This is a genomic window from Flavobacterium cutihirudinis (assembly GCF_003385895.1).
In the GTDB taxonomy this organism is placed as follows: Bacteria; Bacteroidota; Bacteroidia; order Flavobacteriales; family Flavobacteriaceae; genus Flavobacterium; species Flavobacterium cutihirudinis.
This window is the reverse complement of the sequence record NZ_QRDQ01000013.1, coordinates 89,683-108,821: the sequence shown is the minus strand read 5'-3', so window position 1 is coordinate 108,821 and position 19,139 is coordinate 89,683. Positions and strand designations below refer to the sequence as shown.

Annotated in this window: 13 protein-coding genes; 11 read left to right on the top strand and 2 right to left on the bottom strand. The window is 34.7% G+C overall.

What is annotated here, in order from left to right; all coding sequences use genetic code 11:
* Nucleotides 1-95: 95 nt before the first annotated feature.
* The 3 genes from BD847_RS19935 (at nt 96) to BD847_RS19925 (ending at nt 1,853) form a co-directional block, all read left to right on the top strand.
* Nucleotides 96-1,040, top strand: a complete 945-nt coding sequence (locus tag BD847_RS19935) for an ROK family protein (protein WP_115890004.1) — start codon at nt 96-98, stop codon at nt 1,038-1,040.
* Between the two features lie 119 nt (nt 1,041-1,159).
* The gene (locus tag BD847_RS19930) at nt 1,160-1,513 is read left to right on the top strand and encodes a DUF488 domain-containing protein (protein ID WP_115890003.1); all 354 of its coding nucleotides are present in this window, start codon (nt 1,160-1,162) and stop codon (nt 1,511-1,513) included.
* A 7-nt stretch (nt 1,514-1,520) separates the two neighbouring features.
* Nucleotides 1,521-1,853, top strand: a complete 333-nt coding sequence (locus BD847_RS19925; RefSeq protein ID WP_115890002.1) for a 2Fe-2S iron-sulfur cluster-binding protein — start codon at nt 1,521-1,523, stop codon at nt 1,851-1,853.
* Nucleotides 1,854-1,869: 16 nt separating this feature from the next.
* On the opposite strand, the gene BD847_RS19920 is transcribed toward BD847_RS19925, so the two are convergent.
* Together BD847_RS19920 and BD847_RS19915 are read right to left on the bottom strand one after the other, a co-directional pair.
* Nucleotides 1,870-2,586, bottom strand: a complete 717-nt coding sequence (locus BD847_RS19920) for a LytR/AlgR family response regulator transcription factor (RefSeq protein ID WP_115890001.1) — start codon at nt 2,584-2,586, stop codon at nt 1,870-1,872.
* Between the two features lie 66 nt (nt 2,587-2,652).
* Nucleotides 2,653-3,711 carry a sensor histidine kinase gene (locus tag BD847_RS19915; protein WP_115890000.1) on the bottom strand — a complete coding sequence of 353 codons (1,059 nt, stop codon included), beginning with the start codon at nt 3,709-3,711 and terminating at the stop codon, nt 2,653-2,655.
* A gap of 471 nt (nt 3,712-4,182) precedes the next feature.
* Between BD847_RS19915 and BD847_RS19910 the strand changes: the two genes are divergently transcribed.
* The 8 genes from BD847_RS19910 (at nt 4,183) to BD847_RS19875 (ending at nt 19,070) form a co-directional block, all read left to right on the top strand.
* Nucleotides 4,183-6,060 (top strand): sodium:solute symporter family protein, encoded by a 1,878-nt coding sequence (locus tag BD847_RS19910; RefSeq protein WP_115889999.1) that lies wholly within the window; start codon nt 4,183-4,185, stop codon nt 6,058-6,060.
* Between the two features lie 470 nt (nt 6,061-6,530).
* Nucleotides 6,531-7,496, top strand: a complete 966-nt coding sequence (locus BD847_RS19905; protein WP_115889998.1) for a glycoside hydrolase family 130 protein — start codon at nt 6,531-6,533, stop codon at nt 7,494-7,496.
* A 7-nt stretch (nt 7,497-7,503) separates the two neighbouring features.
* On the top strand, nt 7,504-8,571 hold the full coding sequence (locus BD847_RS19900) for a carbohydrate-binding family 9-like protein (RefSeq protein ID WP_115889997.1): 1,068 nt from the start codon (nt 7,504-7,506) through the stop codon (nt 8,569-8,571).
* A gap of 7 nt (nt 8,572-8,578) precedes the next feature.
* Entirely contained in the window at nt 8,579-9,658 is a 1,080-nt protein-coding gene (locus tag BD847_RS19895; protein ID WP_115889996.1) for a putative glycoside hydrolase, read from the top strand.
* A 174-nt stretch (nt 9,659-9,832) separates the two neighbouring features.
* Nucleotides 9,833-12,979, top strand: a complete 3,147-nt coding sequence (locus tag BD847_RS19890) for a glycoside hydrolase family 2 TIM barrel-domain containing protein (protein ID WP_115889995.1) — start codon at nt 9,833-9,835, stop codon at nt 12,977-12,979.
* Nucleotides 12,980-12,984: 5 nt separating this feature from the next.
* A complete protein-coding gene (locus BD847_RS19885) occupies nt 12,985-15,306 on the top strand; it encodes a glycoside hydrolase family 20 protein (protein WP_115889994.1) in 2,322 nt (773 codons plus the stop codon).
* 19 nt (nt 15,307-15,325) lie between these two features.
* Complete coding sequence (locus BD847_RS19880; protein WP_115889993.1) at nt 15,326-16,810, top strand: alpha-L-fucosidase; 1,485 nt, start codon at nt 15,326-15,328, stop codon at nt 16,808-16,810.
* A 4-nt stretch (nt 16,811-16,814) separates the two neighbouring features.
* Nucleotides 16,815-19,070, top strand: a complete 2,256-nt coding sequence (locus tag BD847_RS19875) for a GH92 family glycosyl hydrolase (protein WP_115889992.1) — start codon at nt 16,815-16,817, stop codon at nt 19,068-19,070.
* Nucleotides 19,071-19,139: the final 69 nt, after the last annotated feature.

Genomic DNA, 19,139 nt, shown 5'->3' with positions numbered 1-19,139 from the left:
TGTTTTGTAATGAAAAGTTATGTGGAAATGCTTTAATTACATTGTGTTATGACACAGGGCATCGGTTTCGGTTAAACAATTAAAATAAAAAAAGAATGGCAATAATTATAGGAGTAGATGTGGGAGGAAGTCACGTAAGCAGTGCAGCGGTTGATAGTGAAAGTTTTAAAATAGTTTCTGATACTTATTTTTGCGGACCTGTTGATTGTATGGCTTCAAAGGAAATAATTCTTCAGAAATGGGCAGAAATCATCAACGAGACTATTGATGTTATTGAGAAAAATCAAATGATTTCTGAAAATGAGACGATTGGAATTTCTTTTTCAATGCCTGGACCTTTTCAGTATGAATCGGGAATTGCAATGTTTAAAGGCAACAATAAATTTGAAGCATTGTTTAATGTTTCGGTTTCTGACGAACTTTTGAAATACATCAAAAACAAAAATGTAAATTTTAGATTCTTGAACGACGCCAGCTGTTTTGGTGTAGGTAGTACATTAAAACAAATATCAGGTTCGGCGCATGAAAAAGTAATCGCAATAACTTTAGGAACCGGTTTTGGTGCTACATTTTTAGATGATAAACTGCCTATTACGCAAGGTTTAAATGTGCCAAATAATGGTTGCTTATGGGATAAACCATTTGAAAATGACATTGCCGATAATTATTTTTCTACACGTTGGTTTTTAAAAGAATATGAAAATGCTTCCGGGGAAATCGCAACCGATGGCGTAAAAGAAATTGCTGGTTTAGAAAACCATTCCACAGCCAAAATATTTGACAATTTTGCAGATAATTTAACCTCATTTTTGTCTCCATATATTATAAATTTCGATGCAGATTTATTGGTTATCGGCGGGAACATTGCTAAATCGTACAAATTGTTTTTGACGAAATTGGAGGAAAACTTTAAGAGCAGAGATATCGATTTGACGATTTCTATTGTTGATGAAACGGAGCAAACAAGTATTTTAGGATCAAGTTATTTGTATAACGACGTTTTCTGGGAACGTATAAAAGATGAATTGCCGAATTTCTAATCGTAGAGTTTTCTTTTGATATCAAAATATTCTATTCGTATCTTTATGAATTAGATTAGAAGCCGAAATTAAATTTCGGCTTCTAATCTTTTGAATCAATTTTATTCAGTACTGGAAAAATGAAAGATATAATTCTAAAGCGAGTTTACGACGCCAAAACAAACGATGAAACGTATCGAATCTTGATCGATCGTTTATGGCCGCGTGGAATGAAAAGCGAAGATTTAGAATTTGACGAATGGAATAAAGAAATTGCGCCTTCGCAGGAATTGCGCAAATGGTTTGCTCACAAAGAAGAACGTTATGAGGAATTTTCAAGATTATATCTGGAAGAATTAAAAACTAAAACTGAAGAAGTAAAACGCTTACAGAACATTGCAAAAGAGAAACCTTTAACTTTGTTATATGCAGCAAAAGATCCGATTATCAATCATGCTGTAATTTTGAAAAGCTTTTTACAAAAAGAAAAATAACAAAGTTTTGAATACGCAGAAGCAGAAAATAAGTTTTACGGCAATAGAAAATGGTAAAATTCGTACCATTGAAACCTTTGTTGGTGAATATCCAAATTTGATGTTTTTACTGAGAGACAAACTTTTTTTGGAAGATTTTGGAGAATGCGGCGGCGTTGGCAGATGTGCTACCTGCATTGTAAAAGCGAGCGATGTCAAAGGGAATTCTCAAAAAAAAGACCGCAATGAACCAACAACTTTGGCAAAATTGGGATTTGAACAAGAGAATATTCGTTTATCCTGCCAATTGTATATTTCGACAGATTTGGAGGGTGCACAAATTGAAATTTTGGAATTATAATCGGCTTTTCAGATTTTTATTGCGTTGAAGAATTTAAAATTCTTTGCTTAACGTGATCCATATACGATCTTCCAATTACATATCTTAGACCTTCAATTTCAATGCTGTTTCCTTCTACAGCATCAATCTTATCAATGGCAATGGTAAAAGAACGATGAATTCTTAAAAAATTTCTTTCCGGCAACAAATCAGTAAAGTCAGATAAAGTGCTGTGTATGATGTATTTGTTTGTAAGAGTGCTTATTTTTAAATAATCTTTCAGACTTTCGATAACTAAGATTTCATTCAGGAAAATCTTCTTCATCCTTTTTTTATCAATTTTGACAAAAATGAAAGGATTGTCTACTGTATTTTCAGGCGTGATGTTGTTTATAGTTTCAAGACGTTTGCTAACCTTATTAAGGGCTTTCATTAATCTTGGAAATTCAATTGGTTTAACCAAAAAGTCGACAACATCGAGTTCATAGGTTTCGATCGCAAATTGGCTGTAAGCACTTGTAATGATTACTAACGGCGGATTTTCTAAACTTTTTATAAAATTTATACCATCAAGTACAGGCATATTTATATCCAGAAAAATGACATCGACTTTATTGTTTTTTAAATAATTCAGGCCTTCAATCGGGTTACTGAAAGTATTTAGAACCTCAAAATCTTCAAGGGGTTCCAAATAATTTTTAATAACATTAATTGCCAAAGGCTCATCATCAATAATCAAACAATTTATCTTCATTTCTTTATTCTTATTTTTTGCTCAAAAAAATTTAGCAGACAAGGTTTTTAAGTAGCAAAAGTCGTGCTAAGTGACTTTAATTATAAGCTTTACGACAAAAATATTCTTTTTCTTTTTAAAAGAAAGACTATACTCGTTTTTATTGTAACCTAATGCCAACCTTTTTTTTACATTTTCGATACCAATACCGCTTGAACTATTAAAATTGTCTTCGTGAAGCGTAAATTCAGGCTGCGGATTTGAGATGCTAAAATGCAGAAAATCCCCTTTTATTTTAAAATTAATGTCAATTACTACTTTTCCGGTGTTCTTGTTTACGCCATGTTTAAAAGCATTTTCAATAAAAGTCAGTAGTATAATTGGGGCTATTTCTTTATCATGAATATCGCCCGAAATCGCCATATTTATTTCCAGACGATCATCATTTCGTATGCGTTCTAAATCGAGATAATTCTGAATGCAAAGTATCTCATTTTCTAAACTCTGTCTTTTGTTTTTGGTTTCATAAAGCATGTAGCGCATTAATTCCGAAAGTTTAATGACGATTTTTGGTGTTTTATTTGATTTTTCGACAGATAAAGAATAGATGTTGTTAAGCGTGTTAAACAGAAAATGAGGAGAAATTTGAGATTTTAGAAAAAGCAATTCGGTTTCCAATTGTGATTTTTCGAGATCGGTTACTCTTTTTTGCTCTTTCATAAAATCCAGCGTAATCTTGATTGCCGTTACAAATGTGATCACATAGAGTTCACCTATCATCATGTCAATCGTGTAGGTAAGTGTCAGTTTATCAATTCTGTTAGGACCTTCTGGCCAAACGTCGTGATTGATAAGCAAGTAAGTAAGATTGAATTTCAAAATCACCATTACAAAAATAGAAGACAGAACGGCGAGTATGTACAAAAGGTATTTTTTTCGGTAAACCAAATAAGGCATAAAGATTAAAATATTCAGATAACATAAGGTCATGTGAATAGGAAAACCCAATAAATTGGTTTTGAATGAATAGAGGTAATCGTTAAAGTAAATTCCCCAGCGAAAAGTATTAAACAAAAAGTACGTAAGCCAGAAAAAAATATGGTAGCGCAAAGGAATCGAATAAAATCTGCTGGAATTAAAATTCATAATAATAGTACGTTTTGTGACTTTTTTTGATGTTGGTCTTCGTTTAGATGTCGTTTGTCTAAATTAATTTACGCAAAAATCAATTTTGTATAAATTTAAAGTTAAATTATTATTGTTTTATGAAGCATTTTGCTTTGTTGACCGTCATAACATTCGGACTGCAAGTTGTAAAATAAAGAGATATAAAAACAATAGTCAACAGGTTTTTTTTGTCTAACAGCTTATTTATTTCAAACAATAATAAAAGTCTTTTTAAAATTATCATTATGCTTACCAAAAATCAATACCGCATCATCAACAGGTTTTTCTTAAGAATTCTAAGATCAATGTAGAATTTGCTACTTCAAAACCTTTGTTTTTTCCTCACATTTAGTGTTTCGGGAATACTAAAAATCGGCCTTTATTAATCGCGGCTTTTTTTAAATACTCAACCAAAAATTTAACTAACCAACCAAATAAATATAAAAATTAATGAATATCATTGACATAGCGATCATCATAGCCTACATTGTTTTATCAGTAGGAATTGGAATTTGGATTTCAAGAAAAGCTTCAAAAGGATTAGATGATTACTTTCTCGGTGGAAAAACGATCAAATGGTATTTTTTAGGATTAAGTAACGGCTCCGGAATGTTTGACGTTTCGGGAACTTCATGGATGATTGGAGTACTGTTCTTATATGGTGTAAAAAGTTTTATGTTTATGTGGCTTTGGCCAATTTGGAATCAGATTTTTGTGATGATGTTCCTCGCCGTCTGGATCAGAAAATCGAAAGTAATGACGGGTTCCGAATGGATTTTAACTCGTTTTGGAAGCGACAGAGCCGGAAAAGCCTCTCATATTATTGTAGCAATTTTCGCCATCATCTCTACAATTGGTTTTATTGCTTACTTTTTTGAAGGAATCGGGAAATTTGTAACCATTATTCTTCCATGGGATTTAACGCTTCATTATGGCGATTTAGTACTCTTGACTTCAGAGCGTTCTTACGCTTTGCTAATTATATTTTTAACGACAATTTATACTGTTAAAGGCGGAATGTTTTCTGTAGTGGCTACTGAGGTTGTACAATACCTTATAATGATTACTGCCGGAACACTAATTGCAGGCTACGCTTTTGTAAATTATACAGATATTCAAATCAATTCGGTTATTACCGAAGAATGGAAAAATGTTTTCTTTGGATGGCAATTTGAAACCCAGTGGAGTGATAAATTTCAGACATTCAATAATTTAATTGATTCTGAAGGATACAAAATGTTTGGCGCTTTTATAGGAATGACCTTGTTCAAAGGATTTTTTGCAAGTGTTGCCGGACCAACGCCAAGTTACGATTTACAAAGAATTCTTTCTACAAAATCGGTAAAAGAAGCCGCTTATATGAGTGGGTTCACCAACTTGATTTTGTTCATTCCAAGATATTTGTTAATTACCGGAATTGTCGTAATCGCATTGGTAAATCTGGCGCCGGAACTAAATTCGAACACAGGTTTAACCGGAGCTGATTTAGAATTGCTAATGCCAAAAGTGGTTAATTTATATATTCCTGTTGGAATAAAAGGACTTTTGCTTGCCGGTTTATTGGCAGCGTTTATGTCCGGATTTTCAGCTTTTGTAAATGCAGGACCAGCTTATATCGTAAATGATATTTATAAAAAATATTTCAAGCCAGTTGCAACAAACGCACATTACATAAAAGTGAGTCAGATTTCTTCATTTTTGGTTGTTGGTTTAGGAGTTTTTATGGGCTTTTTTGCTGATTCTATCAACTCTTTGACTTTATGGATAACCAGCGCACTTTACGGTGGTTATGTGGCAGCCAATTTCCTAAAATGGATTTGGTGGCGTTTTAACGGCTGGGGTTATTTCTGGGGAATGTTCGCCGGATTAATTATAGCTTCATTGCAGTTTATTTTAGGCCAGAATCAAGCTAATTTAACGGAAGGTTCATTTCTATATAACTTATCACATGTACAAGCCATTTATCTCTTTCCGTTAATTTTTGGGTTTTCGATATTGGGTTGTGTTTTAGGAACTTTTTTAAGCGCACCAACAGATATGGAAGTGCTGAAATCTTTCTATTCGAATGTAAGACCTTGGGGATTCTGGAATCCGGTTTATAAAGTATTAAAAGCAGAAGACGATAATTTCGAAAAAAATAAGGATTTTGGCAGAGATATGCTAAACTGTTTAATCGGGATTGTATGGCAATCGAGCATGATTTTGCTTCCGATATTCTTTATTATCAAAGATTATCCAAAAGCAATTGTAGCATTAATAGTCTTTTTGGCAACGACCACTATCCTGAAATTTACGTGGCTGGACAGAGTCCGAAAAATAGAAGATTAGAAAAATTAAGACAAAGTTTGTCATTTCGAGGAACGAGGAACGAGACTCGAGCGATAGCGAACAGACGAAGTAAATCGCACACGTAACTCGACAAAGACTGACGATTTAGATTGCAGAATTTCTAGTGCGATTTCTCGTTCCTCGAAATGACAAGATTGAGAAAAAAAATAAACACATAGAAACATAGATTTTTATGTTTAGAAAAGAACAATTCAAAAGAAAGTTTTCCACACATAGCTATACTTTTGGACTAACCGAAACCACTTTTTTAAATTTTAAAAACTATGTTTCTATGTGTTTCACTATTAAAACAGATTGGCTAAAGTTTTGTATTTTGACAAACTGTAAAAAAGAAAATAGCACTAAGTAGAAAGAGTGATTTCTGTGCATATAAAAAGTAAAAAAGAAACAATTTCAGCATTTATTTTTTAGTGTTGAAAGAATTAAAATAATAAACAAAAAACATAAAAATGAGCACTATTCCTTGGCAAGACAGACCCGAAAACAGTAATGATGTAATGTGGAGATATACTGAAAATCCCATTATAGAAAGATATGCAATCCCATCATCAAACAGTGTTTTTAATAGTGCTGTTGTTCCTTTTGGAGATGGTTTCGCGGGTGTTTTCAGATGTGATAATAAAGCGGTTCAAATGAATATTTTTGCTGGCTTTAGTAAAAACGGAATCGATTGGGAAATCAATCACGAACCAATCGAAATGAAAGCCGGAAATACAGACATGATCGAGTCTGCTTACAAATATGATCCTCGTGTTGTTTTCATCGAAGATCGTTACTGGATTACATGGTGTAACGGTTACAACGGACCAACAATCGGAATTGGTTATACTTTTGATTTTAAAGAGTTTTTTCAATGTGAAAATGCTTATTTGCCTTTTAACAGAAACGGCGTTTTGTTTCCACAAAAAATTAACGGAAAGTATGCCATGTTAAGTCGTCCAAGTGATAACGGACATACACCTTTTGGAGATATTTGGATTAGTTACAGTCCAGATATGAAATATTGGGGAGAACACCGTTTGGTCATGAAACCAACTCCTTTCGAAGACAGCGCATGGCAATGTACCAAAATTGGAGCAGGACCAATTCCAATTCTTACGAACGAAGGCTGGTTGATGATTTATCACGGTGTTATCAATACTTGCAACGGATTTCGTTATGCAATGGGAGCAGCGCTCTTAGATGTTGATTCACCAGATAAAGTAAAATACAGAACACAGCCTTATTTATTAGGACCTGCAGAACTTTATGAACAAGTAGGCGATGTACCAAATGTCGTTTTCCCATGTGCTGCTTTGCACGATACAAAAGAAGATAAACTTGCTGTTTATTATGGCGCAGCCGATACAGTTGTGGCTATTGCTTTTGGAAAATTAAGCGAAGTGGTTCAGTTTACGAAAGATAACAGTTTATAAGTACGAGATGGGTTTTAAATTTAGATGGCTGACAGTTGCTTTAGGATTTGTTTCGATTGTGGGATATTCGCAATCCAAAAAGACGATTGTACCTAAAACATATGTGGCGTCAAAAATAGCAACTCCAATTGTAATTGATGGAGAAGATACGGATGGAGCATGGAGCAAAGCAGACTGGACAGATCTTTTTGAAGATATTGAAAACGGTGTAAAACCAAAATATGCTACTAAAGTAAAAATGCTTTGGGATGAAACCAATTTCTATATCCTGGCTAAAATGGAAGAACCTCATGTTTGGGCGAATTTGAAACAGCGCGACACTATTATTTTTTATAATAATGATTTTGAAGTTTTTATTGATCCCGATAATGATACTTACAACTATTACGAATTAGAAATAAACGCCTTAAACACAGCATGGGATTTGTTTTTGACGAAACCATATCGAGAAGGAGACATTGTGGTAGCTAACGGTTGGGATATTCCGGGGCTTAAATCGGCGGTGAAAATCAACGGAACAATCAATAATCCAAATGATACTGATGAAGGCTGGGTTTTAGAAATGGCAATTCCTTGGGCATCTTACAGAACATCCTATTTTGATAAAGTTGTTCCTGTGGATAAATTCTGGAGAGTGAATTTTTCGAGAGTAAATTGGCAACATTCCATCAAAAACGGAACTTACGAAAGAAAGAAAGATGCTGATGGAAGATTCCTGCCCGAATACAATTGGGTTTGGTCACCAATGGGCGTCATCAACATGCACGAACCTGAAAAATGGGGCTATGTTTATTTTTCTTCCAAAGAAGGAAAAGATACTTTTGTGATTCCGCAGGATGAAAAAGTTAAATGGGAACTTTATACCTTGTACAGAGCTCAAAAGCAATATGCGGGAAAACATAAAGTATGGGCAAAATCAATTACAGATCTTACGAAAGAACCAATCGTAGTCGAGAATAAAATTTTGAAACCGGTATTAGAAAACCATGCTTCGGGATATAATATTACAATAAAAAGTCCTTTTTCAAACCAAACTTATATTATAAGGCAGGACGGCAAAATAATCTCAAAATAAACCACCTATGAAACTACCAAAACTATTATTTCTTTTACTAGCCTTTAGTATTTTTTCATGTGCTAAAAAAGAAGAACCAATCACTTTTAAATTTGCAGTCTGGACCACCGCCGACGCCAAAAAAGCAGATGCAGAGTATACAAAAGAATTTAAAAAATACAAAGACGGCGGAATCGATGAGGTTCTAATCAATACTTCTACAGACCCGAAACTTTTAAAAAGACTTGTTCCTTTGGCCACAAAAGAAGGTTTAAAAGTACATGCCTGGATTATGGCAATGAACAGACCTGGCGATTCGATTGCGTTGCAACACCCAGATTGGTATCAGGTAAGCAAAGAAGGGAAATCATGTTTTGATACGCGTCCGTATGTTGATTATTACCAATGGCTTTGTCCGACCAGAAAAGAATCTAGAGAACATGTTTTGCATTTAGTTGAAGAACTTGCAAAAGTGGATGGAATTGAAAGTGTTCATTTAGATTATATTCGTTTCCCGGATATCTTTTTACCAATTAGTTTATTGCCAAAATACAATTTGGTTCAGGATGTAGAATTACCACAATTTGATTTTTGCTATTGTGATGAATGTGTGAAAGCGTTCGAAAAAATACACCATAAAAATCCAAAAGAAAGCCACAATACTTCGATCGATATGGAGTGGAAAAACTTCAGATTAAATGCGGTTCAGGCTGTGGTTAACGATGCTTTTGCAATTGCGCACAAACACAACAAACAATTGACTGCGGCGGTTTTTCCTTATCCTGAAATGGCAGATCATATGGTTCGTCAGCGTTGGGATAAATGGGATATTGACCAAGTATATCCAATGATTTACCATAGTTTTTACGATGAAGAAATTGACTGGGTTGGTTACGCTACAAAACAAGGTGTTGCCGATCTAAAAGATAAAAAAACAAAAATCAATACTGGAATTTATGTTCCGGGAGTAAAGAATGACAAAGAACTAAAAGAAGCCATTTTATTAGCAAAAGAAAATGGTGCTATTGGAGTTTCATTCTTTGATGGAAATGCGCTGTCAGAAAGTAATTTCAAAACTATAAAAGAAACAAAAGCAAGCCTGAAATAACCTTCAGAAGCTAAAGAAAAACCGTATTTCTGTAATGCGGTTTTTTCTTTAAATCGAATAAGGATGCTGTATACTTTGCGTAAGAGAAATAGGTTTTAAAGCTTTTGCTTAATTTAGAATTATGTTTCTATAGACTAAAAAAAATAATAGCATGCCGAGAATAAAAACAACAGAATGAAAAAAACAATATCCATATTATCCTTATTATTTGCCTCAGTCTTAACGGTCAATGCTCAGGAAAAAGTTCCGTTTTGGCAAAATGAAAAAATCAACGAAGAGAACAGGGAACCGATGCATGCTTCTTATTTCGTTTTTGAAAATGAAGCTTTAGCAGCTAAAAACAACTGGAGAGAATCTAAAAATTATCTTGACATTAACGGGCCGTGGAAATTTAAATATGTAGACAGTCCAAATGACCTTCCAAAGGATTTTGAAAAAACCGACTATAACGACAATTCCTGGGATAATTTTAAAATTCCTGCAAGCTGGGATGTAAATGGTTACGGATTTCCGGTTTATGTAAATACTTCATACGATTTTGATTATTTAATGGCGCCAAATCCGCCGTTTGTTCCAACAAATTATAATCCGACTGGCGTTTACAGAAAAGAAATTACAATTGATAAATCGTGGGAAGGAAAAGATATTTTTCTTCACATTGGAACAGCAAAATCAAATCTTACGGTTTGGGTAAATGGTGTGTATGTGGGTTATGGCGAAGACGGAAAATTGCCTTCGGAATTTAAGCTTAACAAGTATGTAAAAACAGGCAAAAACTCAATCGTTCTAAAAGTAATGAAATGGAACGACGGTTCGTATTTGGAATGTCAGGATATGTGGCGTATGAGCGGAATTACCAGAGATTCTTACCTCGTTGCCCGAAACAAAGCGCACTTAAATGACTTCGAAATTATTCCGGATTTAGATGCAAATTACGTAAACGGAACCTTGAAAATTACCACAGATTTTTCCGATTTAGACAAAAAAGAAAGTTACAATTTTGAAGTACAATTGAAAGATAACGGTCAGGTTATTGACTCAAAAAAAGCGGTTCTTTCAGGCGATTCAAAAAGGTTGAATTTTGATTTCGCAGTAAATAATCCTAAAAAATGGAGTGCCGAAATTCCTAATTTATATCAGGTTAGTTTTCTTCTGAAAGATAAAAAAGGAAACGTAATCGAAGTAATTAACCACAATATCGGATTTAGAAAAGTGGAGATTAAAAACGGTCAACTTTTAGTAAACGGAAAAGCGATTTACATAAAAGGAGTAAACCGTCATGAGACTGATCCAGTTACGGGACAAACGATTTCAAGAGAACGAATGGAGCAGGATATTAAAGTTATGAAAGAGTTTAATATCAATGCGGTGAGAATGTCGCATTATCCAAATGATGAATATTTTTATGAATTATGTGATAAATATGGAATTTATGTTGTCGATGAAGCCAATATAGAATCGCACGGAATGGGTTATGATATTACCAAAACGTTAGCCAATAAACCAGATTGGGAATTGGCGCATTTACAGCGTATGCAGCGTATGGTTGAACGCGATAAAAATCATGCTTCGATTATTATTTGGAGTATGGGTAACGAAGCCGGAAATGGTTATAATTTTTACCGTGGTTATTTATGGATTAAAAACCGTGATAAATCAAGACCAATTCAGTACGAAAGAGCAACTGCGGGAGCTTGGGATGGAAAAGGGTTGAAATTTGAATGGGATTCGGATATTATTGATCCAATGTACAGTTCTCCGGATAAAATGGAAGAATATATTTTGGCAAATCCAAATCCGTCGCGACCTTATATTCAATGTGAATATGCGCACGCGATGGGAAATTCTATGGGGAATTTCAAAGATTATTGGGACGTTATTAGAAAATATCCAAACTTTCAGGGCGGTTTTATTTGGGATATGGTGGATCAATCGGTTTATAAAAAATTGCCAAACGGAATTACAGTTTTGGCATATGGAGGCGATTTTGGACCAAAAGATGTCAAAAGCGACAATAACTTTGTAAACAACGGCGTATTCACGGTAGAAAGAAAACCAAATCCGCATGCACTTGAAATGCGAAATGTGTTGCAAAATATTTTGACTTCTTGGGAAAATAAAGAAACGGCTACTATTAAAGTTTACAATGAATTTTCATTTAAAGATTTAAGCAATGTAAAACTGCAATGGAAATTGATTTTGGATGGAAAGACAGAAGCAACAGGCGTTATCGATAATTTAGATATTAAAGCAAATCAATCGAAAACCTATGCTTTGCCAATTAAGTTAGGAGACAAAAAGTTTCAGGAAGCATTTGTAAATATTACGTATACATTAAAAGATGCTGAACCACTTTTACCAAAAGGCTTTGAAATTGCAACGGAGCAATTAGCATATAAAGGTGAATGGAAAAACGATATTAAAATTGTTGGCGAAGGCAAAATAACAGTTGAGAAAAAAGCAAATAGTACGGTTTTTAAAAGTGAAAATGCCGAAATTGCGTTTGATAAAAAAACAGGTTTTATAAACGGATATTCATTCCGTAATTTGCCAATTATAAAAGAAGGTTATCAGTTGCGTCCAAATTTATGGAGAGCACCAAATGATAATGATTTTGGCGCAAATTTCCAGAAAACATTGGTGGCATGGAAAGAAGCAACAGAAAATCCAACGTTGGTAAACTGGACATTTTCGGCTACGAAAGACAACAAGATTCTGGTAAAAGCAACGTATTGTTTGCCTCAGGTTGCTGCTACTTTAGAACTAAATTATGAGCTGAACAGCAACGGAGAATTGAGTGTAAAAGAAGCGCTGAATATCGATAAAACCAAAGAACAACCAATGTTGCCAAGATTTGGTATGGAAATAATTGTTCCGAAAGATTTTAGCAATATGACGTATTACGGAAAAGGTCCGCACGAGAATTATATCGACAGAAATTACAGTTCGCAAGTCGGACTTTATAATCAAACGGTTTCTGAGCAATATTATCCGTATATCCGTCCGCAGGAAACAGGAAATAAAACCGACGTTAGATTTTTGGAATTATCAGGAGATAAACTGAAATTGACCGTTACATCAGATAGTTTATTATCGATTACAGCATTACATTATTTAAACGAAGATTTAGATGATGGCTTAGAAAAAGAACAAAGACACGCTGCCGAATTGAAAGAAAGAGATTTAACAAGCTTAAAAATCGATTATAAACAAATGGGCGTTGGAGGTATTGACAGCTGGCAGGCATGGCCAATGAAACAGTATCTTTTGCAAGACAAAAATTATCAGTATCAATTTAAAATAACACCATCTTTAAAATAATAATTATGAGAAAATTAAAATCTTTATTCCTCTTAATCTTCTTAACCGTTTTAAGTTCGGGTTATAGTCAGAAGATTTTTACTGAAAAAGATATTCAGATTATACCGAAACCAAATCAATTGATGCTTCAGCCGGGATCTTTTGAGTTTTCAAAAAATACCGTTTTTGTTGCAACTACCGATTTTCAGAAGGACATTTCGAATGCATTGATAAGCAAATTCGAAACCGCAGCGGGCTGGCGTCCTGTTCTTGGAGCGAAAGCACCGAAGAGCAACTTTGTTCAGTTTAAAACCGATGCAACATTTCATAGAGAAGCTTACAAACTTGATGTAAGCAATAATATCATTACAATTACGGCAAACGGAAATGCCGGTTTTATTTACGGTTTAGAAACTATTCGACAATTGCTTCCAGTTGCAATTGAAAGCAAATATGCCATTACATCAGCAAAATGGCAGATTCCAAACGTTGCGATTACAGACGAACCACGTTTTCAATACAGAGGATTGATGTTGGATTTATCACGTCATTTCTTCGATAAAAACTATATTTTATCTACAATCGATCGTTTGGCAATGCACAAAATGAACGTTTTGCATTTGCATTTAGTAGATGATCAGGGCTGGAGAATTGAAATCAAAAAATATCCAAAATTAACCGAAGTTGGAGCCTGGAGAGTCGATCAGGAACATTTAGCATGGAATGCGAGATTGGTTACAAATCCAGATGAAAAAGGAACTTACGGCGGATTTTTAACGCAGGAAGAATTAAAAGAAATCGTAAAATATGCTGCTGCAAAAAATGTAGAAATAATTCCAGAAATAGAAATGCCGGCGCACGTAAGCAGTGCTATCGCAGCATATCCGGAATTAGCTTGTTTTGATCAGCGTATTGGTGTGCCTTCCGGCGGATTATGGCCAATTACAGATATTTATTGCGCAGGAAAAGAATCAACATTTGAATTTCTTCAGAATGTAATCGATGAGGTAATTACTATTTTCCCTTCAAAATACATCCATATTGGAGGCGATGAAGCGACAAAAACCAATTGGGAAAAATGTCCGCATTGCCAAAAAAGGATGAAAGATCATAATTTGAAAAATGTTCATGAACTGCAAAGTTATTTTGTAAAAAGAATGGAAAAATACATCAATTCTAAAGGCAAAAAACTAATTGGATGGGATGAAATTCTGGAAGGCGGATTAGCTCCGGAAGCGACAGTAATGAGCTGGAGAGGAACAAAAGGAGGAACTGAAGCTGCTGCACAAGGACATGACGTTATCATGACTCCGGAATCTCCTTGTTATTTTAATTTTTACCAAGGGCCACAAAACGAAGAGCCTTTGGCTTTTGATGCTTATAATCCGTTAAATAAAGTGTACGAATTTGATCCTGTTGTTTCAACGATGTCAGAAGCAGAAGCAAAACATGTTTTGGGCGCACAGGCAAATTTATGGGCTGAATTTCTTCCGGGACCAAAGGATTCTGAATATATGATTTTCCCAAGATTAGCTGCTTTATCTGAGGTTTTATGGAGCACGAAAGAAAACCGTAATTGGAATGATTTTACTACACGATTAACTTCGGTATTCAAACGTTATGATTATTTGGGAATCAATTATGCTAAAAGTGCTTATTTGGTTACCGCTTCTTCAAGCGCCGATTTAGAGAAAAAACAAATTAATGTGACGCTGAAAAATGAATTTCCAAATCCGGATATTCGTTATGTTTTAGGGAATAATGCGATTGGTCAAAATGCTGAAAAATATACAACCCCAATTCAGTTTAAAGAAACTACAATTTTAAAAGCGTCTCTTTTTCAAGACGATAAACCAATAGGAAAAACATTCACCGATACAATTGTATTCCATAAAGCGGTTGCACACAAAGTAAATTATCTGACGCCTTACAATAAAAGTTATACAGGAGATGGACCTTTTACGATGGTAAATACAATTCGCGGATCTAAAAATTTCCATGACGGACAATGGCAAGCGTGGCTTGTTAATGATATGGAATTGGTTATTGATTTTGAAAAACCTCAAAGTATTGAGCAAGTTATTGTTGGAACCTTAGAAAGCCAGGGTGCAGGAGTATTTTTTCCGATACAAATAAAAGTACTGATTTCTAATGATGGTATTAATTATAAAGAAGTTGGAAAAATATCACGTGCTTATGCGGCAAATCCAGTTTCTGAATTGAAAGATTTTAAAATCAATTTTCAAAAACAAAACGCCAGATACGTAAAAGTAATTGGAGCAAATTTGAAAAAAAGTCCAAGAGGAGAAAGCTCTTGGTTGTTTGTGGATGAAATTTTAGTGAATTAAGAAATATAAAAGTTATAATATGAAAAAAGGAATATTCATTTTAGCATTATTATTTTCTGTGCAATTGTTTTCGCAGGCCATTTATGAAGATGAGCGCTACGTACCGGAAACAGATCCTGCAGTTTTGAAAAATTTAGAACAATGGCAAGGGAAAAAATTTGGATTATTAATGCACTGGGGAACGTACAGCCAATGGGGAATTGTAGAATCCTGGTCGATTTGTCCGGAAGATTACGGCTGGTGCGAACGCAAAAAAGGAAGCAATCCAAACAATTATACTGAATATGTAAAAGAGTATGAAGGATTGAAGAAAACATTCAACCCTACAAAATTCGATCCGACGAAATGGGCAAAAGCGGCAAAAGCTGCCGGAATGAAATACATGGTTTTTACCACAAAACACCATGACGGATTTTCGATGTTTGATACAAAATACACGGATTATAAAGTGACAGACAAAGATTGTCCTTTTAGTACAAATCCAAAAGCGGATATTTTAAAAGAAGTTTTTAATGCTTTCAGAAACGAAAATATCTCAACAGGAGCTTATTTCTCTAAGCCGGACTGGCATAACGAAAACTATTGGGATCCATATTTTCCTCCATTTGACAGAAACGTGAATTACGATCCGTCATTATATCCTGAAAAATGGCAGAAGTATGTTGATTTTACACACAATCAGATTTTGGAAATCCTGACTAATTATGGCAAAGTTGATATTTTGTGGTTAGATGGAGGATGGGTTAAAAAGAGAGATTTGCAAAACATCAAAGAAAATTATGCGGAGAAATTTGCAGAAAACGAATCTAAAAACGGTTTTATTAAACATAGAATTGTAGATCAGGATCCTAAAATGGATGAATTGGTGGTAAAAGCACGCCAGAAACAACCGGGATTGATAGTTGTAGACAGAGCGGTTCACGGTAAAAATCAAAATTATTTAACTCCGGAAAACAGAGTTCCTGAAAAAACATTGCCTTATCCTTGGGAATCTTGTATTACTTCAGGTGGCGGCTGGTCGTACACTCCGGATGCGAAATATATGACTGGAAGACAAGGTATTCATATGTTAATTGATGTAGTAGCAAAAGGCGGAAACTTATTATTGAACATCGCTCCAAGTCCGGAAGGAGAGTGGCAACAAGGCGCTTACGATTTATTAGCAGCTTATGGAGATTGGATGAAAGTAAACAGTACAGCAATTTATAATACAAAACCAATTGCGCCTTATAAAGAAGATAACATTTGTATGACGCAAAATAAAGAAGAAAACGTATTTTTGTTCTATCTGGCTAAAGACGGAGAAGACAAAATTCCTGCAGAGGTAATTGTAAAATCTATTAGTCCGAAAAAAGGAACCAAAATTACGATGTTGGGTTCAAAAACTTCTTTAAAATGGACGAAAGAAGCGCAGGGATTTAAGGTTCAAATTCCGGAAAGTCTGCGAAACAACCTTCCTTCAAAAGAAGCTTGGACTTTAAAGATCGAAGCGATTAACAAATAGTATTATGTTGAGAAAAAAGAGAATTATAGAAGCAGCATGTTTTATGAGCATGCTGTTTTTTAGTTTAACAATTTTTGCCCAGGAACCGCCAAAACAGGAACCGGCAGAATATGTAAATCCATTAATTGGGACATCGAATTATGGAGCTGCATTTCCGGGACCAATTGCGCCACGCGGTATGGCGAGCATTAGTCCGTTTAATGTTGCCGGATCTAAAAATACACCTTTAGAAAAAGACAGTCAGTGGTTGTCTAATCCTTACGTAAACGAAAATAAATTTTTGACAGGATTCAGTCATGTTAATTTGAGCGGGGTTGGCTGCCCAGAATTAGGTGTTATTTTGTTAATGCCAACCACAGGAACTGTAGAAACAAATCATTTAAAATACGGATCAACGTATTCGAATGAAGTTGCTAAAACAGCTTATTACGGCTTGGATATTGACAAGTATAAAGTCAAAGGCGAATTTACAGCATCAAAAAGAGTAGGCGTAAGCAGATTCACTTTCCCGAAAGGGCAGGCTAATATTTTGCTTAATCTTGGTTTAGGATTAACCAATGAAGAAGGCGCGATGGTAAAAGTCGTTTCTTCAACAGAAATTGAAGGAATGCGTTCTGTGGGATCATTTTGCTACAACAGTCCTGAAGATGCGTATCCGGTTTATTTTGTAGCAAAATTTTCAAAGCCGGCTACCAATTACGGCGTTTGGAAAAAAACACCAAAATACGATGGTGTAGAAGCACAATGGATGGGCTACAACGGGAAAACGAGAATAATGAAGAATAGTATCAAAACGGTTGTTGGAGATAGTATCGGAACATATTTTTCGTATCAGTTTGATAAGAAAGAAACGGTTGAGGTTAAAATTGGAGTTTCGTATGTGAGTATCGAAAATGCTCGTGACAATTTAGAAAAAGAAACTGCAGATAAGCCATTTGATACGATCTACAAAGAAACATATGACGAATGGAACAAAGAACTTTCGAAAATTATGGTCGAGGGTGGTTCTTATCAAGATAAAGTTATTTTTTACACAGCGTTATATCATACTTTAATTCATCCAAATACTTTAAACGATTTTAACGGCGAATTTCCGGAAATAAAAAGAAGAAAGATCGGAAGAACTTTGGGCACGCGTTACACCGTGTTTTCACTTTGGGATACGTACAGAAATGTACATCCGTTAATGTCTTTAGTATACCCTAAGCAACAATCTGATATGATAAAAAGCATGTTGGAAATGTATGACGAAAACGGCTGGCTGCCAAAATGGGAATTAAATTCGACTGAAACATTTACCATGGTTGGAGATCCGGCAAGTATCGTTATTGTTGATGCCTGCTTAAAAGGAATTCAGGATTTTGATATTTATAAGGCGTATCACGCGATGCTGAAAGGTGCTGATCAGATTGAAGATAATCCGTTGCGTCCGGGACTTAAAGAATATATCGAAAAAGGATATTTGTCTACAAATTATTCCGGGCCAGTTTCTACAACGGAAGAATATAATACTTCAGATTATGCGATTTCACTTTTAGCGAAAGCTTTAGGAGAAAAAGAAGATTTTAAGCGTTTTAGCAAACGATCATTATCGTATCAAAAATTATTTGATAAGGATTTAAAATTGCTTCGACCAAGATTACCTAACGGAAAATGGTACGAGCCTTTTGATCCCATAGCCGGAGCAAATTTTCAGGAAAATGTTGGTTTCATCGAAGGAAATGCGTGGCAATATGCTTTTATGGTTCCGCATGACATCAAAGGGTTAATGAAATTAATGGGCGGTGAGAAACCTTTTTCTGAGCAATTGCAAAAAGTTTTTGACATCAATCAGTTTGATATGGCAAATGAGCCAGATATTGCTTATCCTTATTTATTCAATTACGTAAAAGGAGAGGAATATAAGAGTCAGGAAATGGTAAGAAAATTGGTGAGAGAACATTTCAAAAATTTACCAAAAGGACTTCCAGGAAATGATGATACAGGAACAATGTCTGCGTGGTTGGTGTATTCAATGATGGGATTCTATCCAATATCGCCTGGAGATCCACTTTATACGATTACAGCGCCGATGTTTGATAAAATAACGATTCAGCTGGATCCAAAATATTACAAGAAAGAGAACATTGTAATTGAGCGAGAAAGTATTACTGGTGGAAAAATCAAAGACATTCAGCTTAACGGAAAAAGTATAAACAGTTTCTTTATTACGCATGATGATTTTGTAAATGGAACAACATTAAAAGTGATTCAGGAATAAAACAAAAAGAGGCTGTCCCAAAAGGACAGCTTTTTTGTTGGAAGGAATATTTATGAAATTTATCATAAA

Bases quoted from the DNA above. Each gene is read 5' to 3' on its own strand.
- BD847_RS19935 (WP_115890004.1), top strand. From the start codon at position 96: ATGGCAATAATTATAGGAGTAGATGTGGGAGGAAGTCACGTAAGCAGT.
- BD847_RS19930 (WP_115890003.1), top strand. From the start codon at position 1,160: ATGAAAGATATAATTCTAAAGCGAGTTTACGACGCCAAAACAAACGAT.
- BD847_RS19920 (WP_115890001.1), bottom strand. From the start codon at position 2,586: ATGAAGATAAATTGTTTGATTATTGATGATGAGCCTTTGGCAATTAAT.
- BD847_RS19915 (WP_115890000.1), bottom strand. From the start codon at position 3,711: ATGAATTTTAATTCCAGCAGATTTTATTCGATTCCTTTGCGCTACCAT.
- BD847_RS19910 (WP_115889999.1), top strand. From the start codon at position 4,183: ATGAATATCATTGACATAGCGATCATCATAGCCTACATTGTTTTATCA.
- BD847_RS19905 (WP_115889998.1), top strand. From the start codon at position 6,531: ATGAGCACTATTCCTTGGCAAGACAGACCCGAAAACAGTAATGATGTA.
- BD847_RS19900 (WP_115889997.1), top strand. From the start codon at position 7,504: ATGGGTTTTAAATTTAGATGGCTGACAGTTGCTTTAGGATTTGTTTCG.
- BD847_RS19895 (WP_115889996.1), top strand. From the start codon at position 8,579: ATGAAACTACCAAAACTATTATTTCTTTTACTAGCCTTTAGTATTTTT.
- BD847_RS19890 (WP_115889995.1), top strand. From the start codon at position 9,833: ATGAAAAAAACAATATCCATATTATCCTTATTATTTGCCTCAGTCTTA.
- BD847_RS19885 (WP_115889994.1), top strand. From the start codon at position 12,985: ATGAGAAAATTAAAATCTTTATTCCTCTTAATCTTCTTAACCGTTTTA.
- BD847_RS19880 (WP_115889993.1), top strand. From the start codon at position 15,326: ATGAAAAAAGGAATATTCATTTTAGCATTATTATTTTCTGTGCAATTG.
- BD847_RS19875 (WP_115889992.1), top strand. From the start codon at position 16,815: ATGTTGAGAAAAAAGAGAATTATAGAAGCAGCATGTTTTATGAGCATG.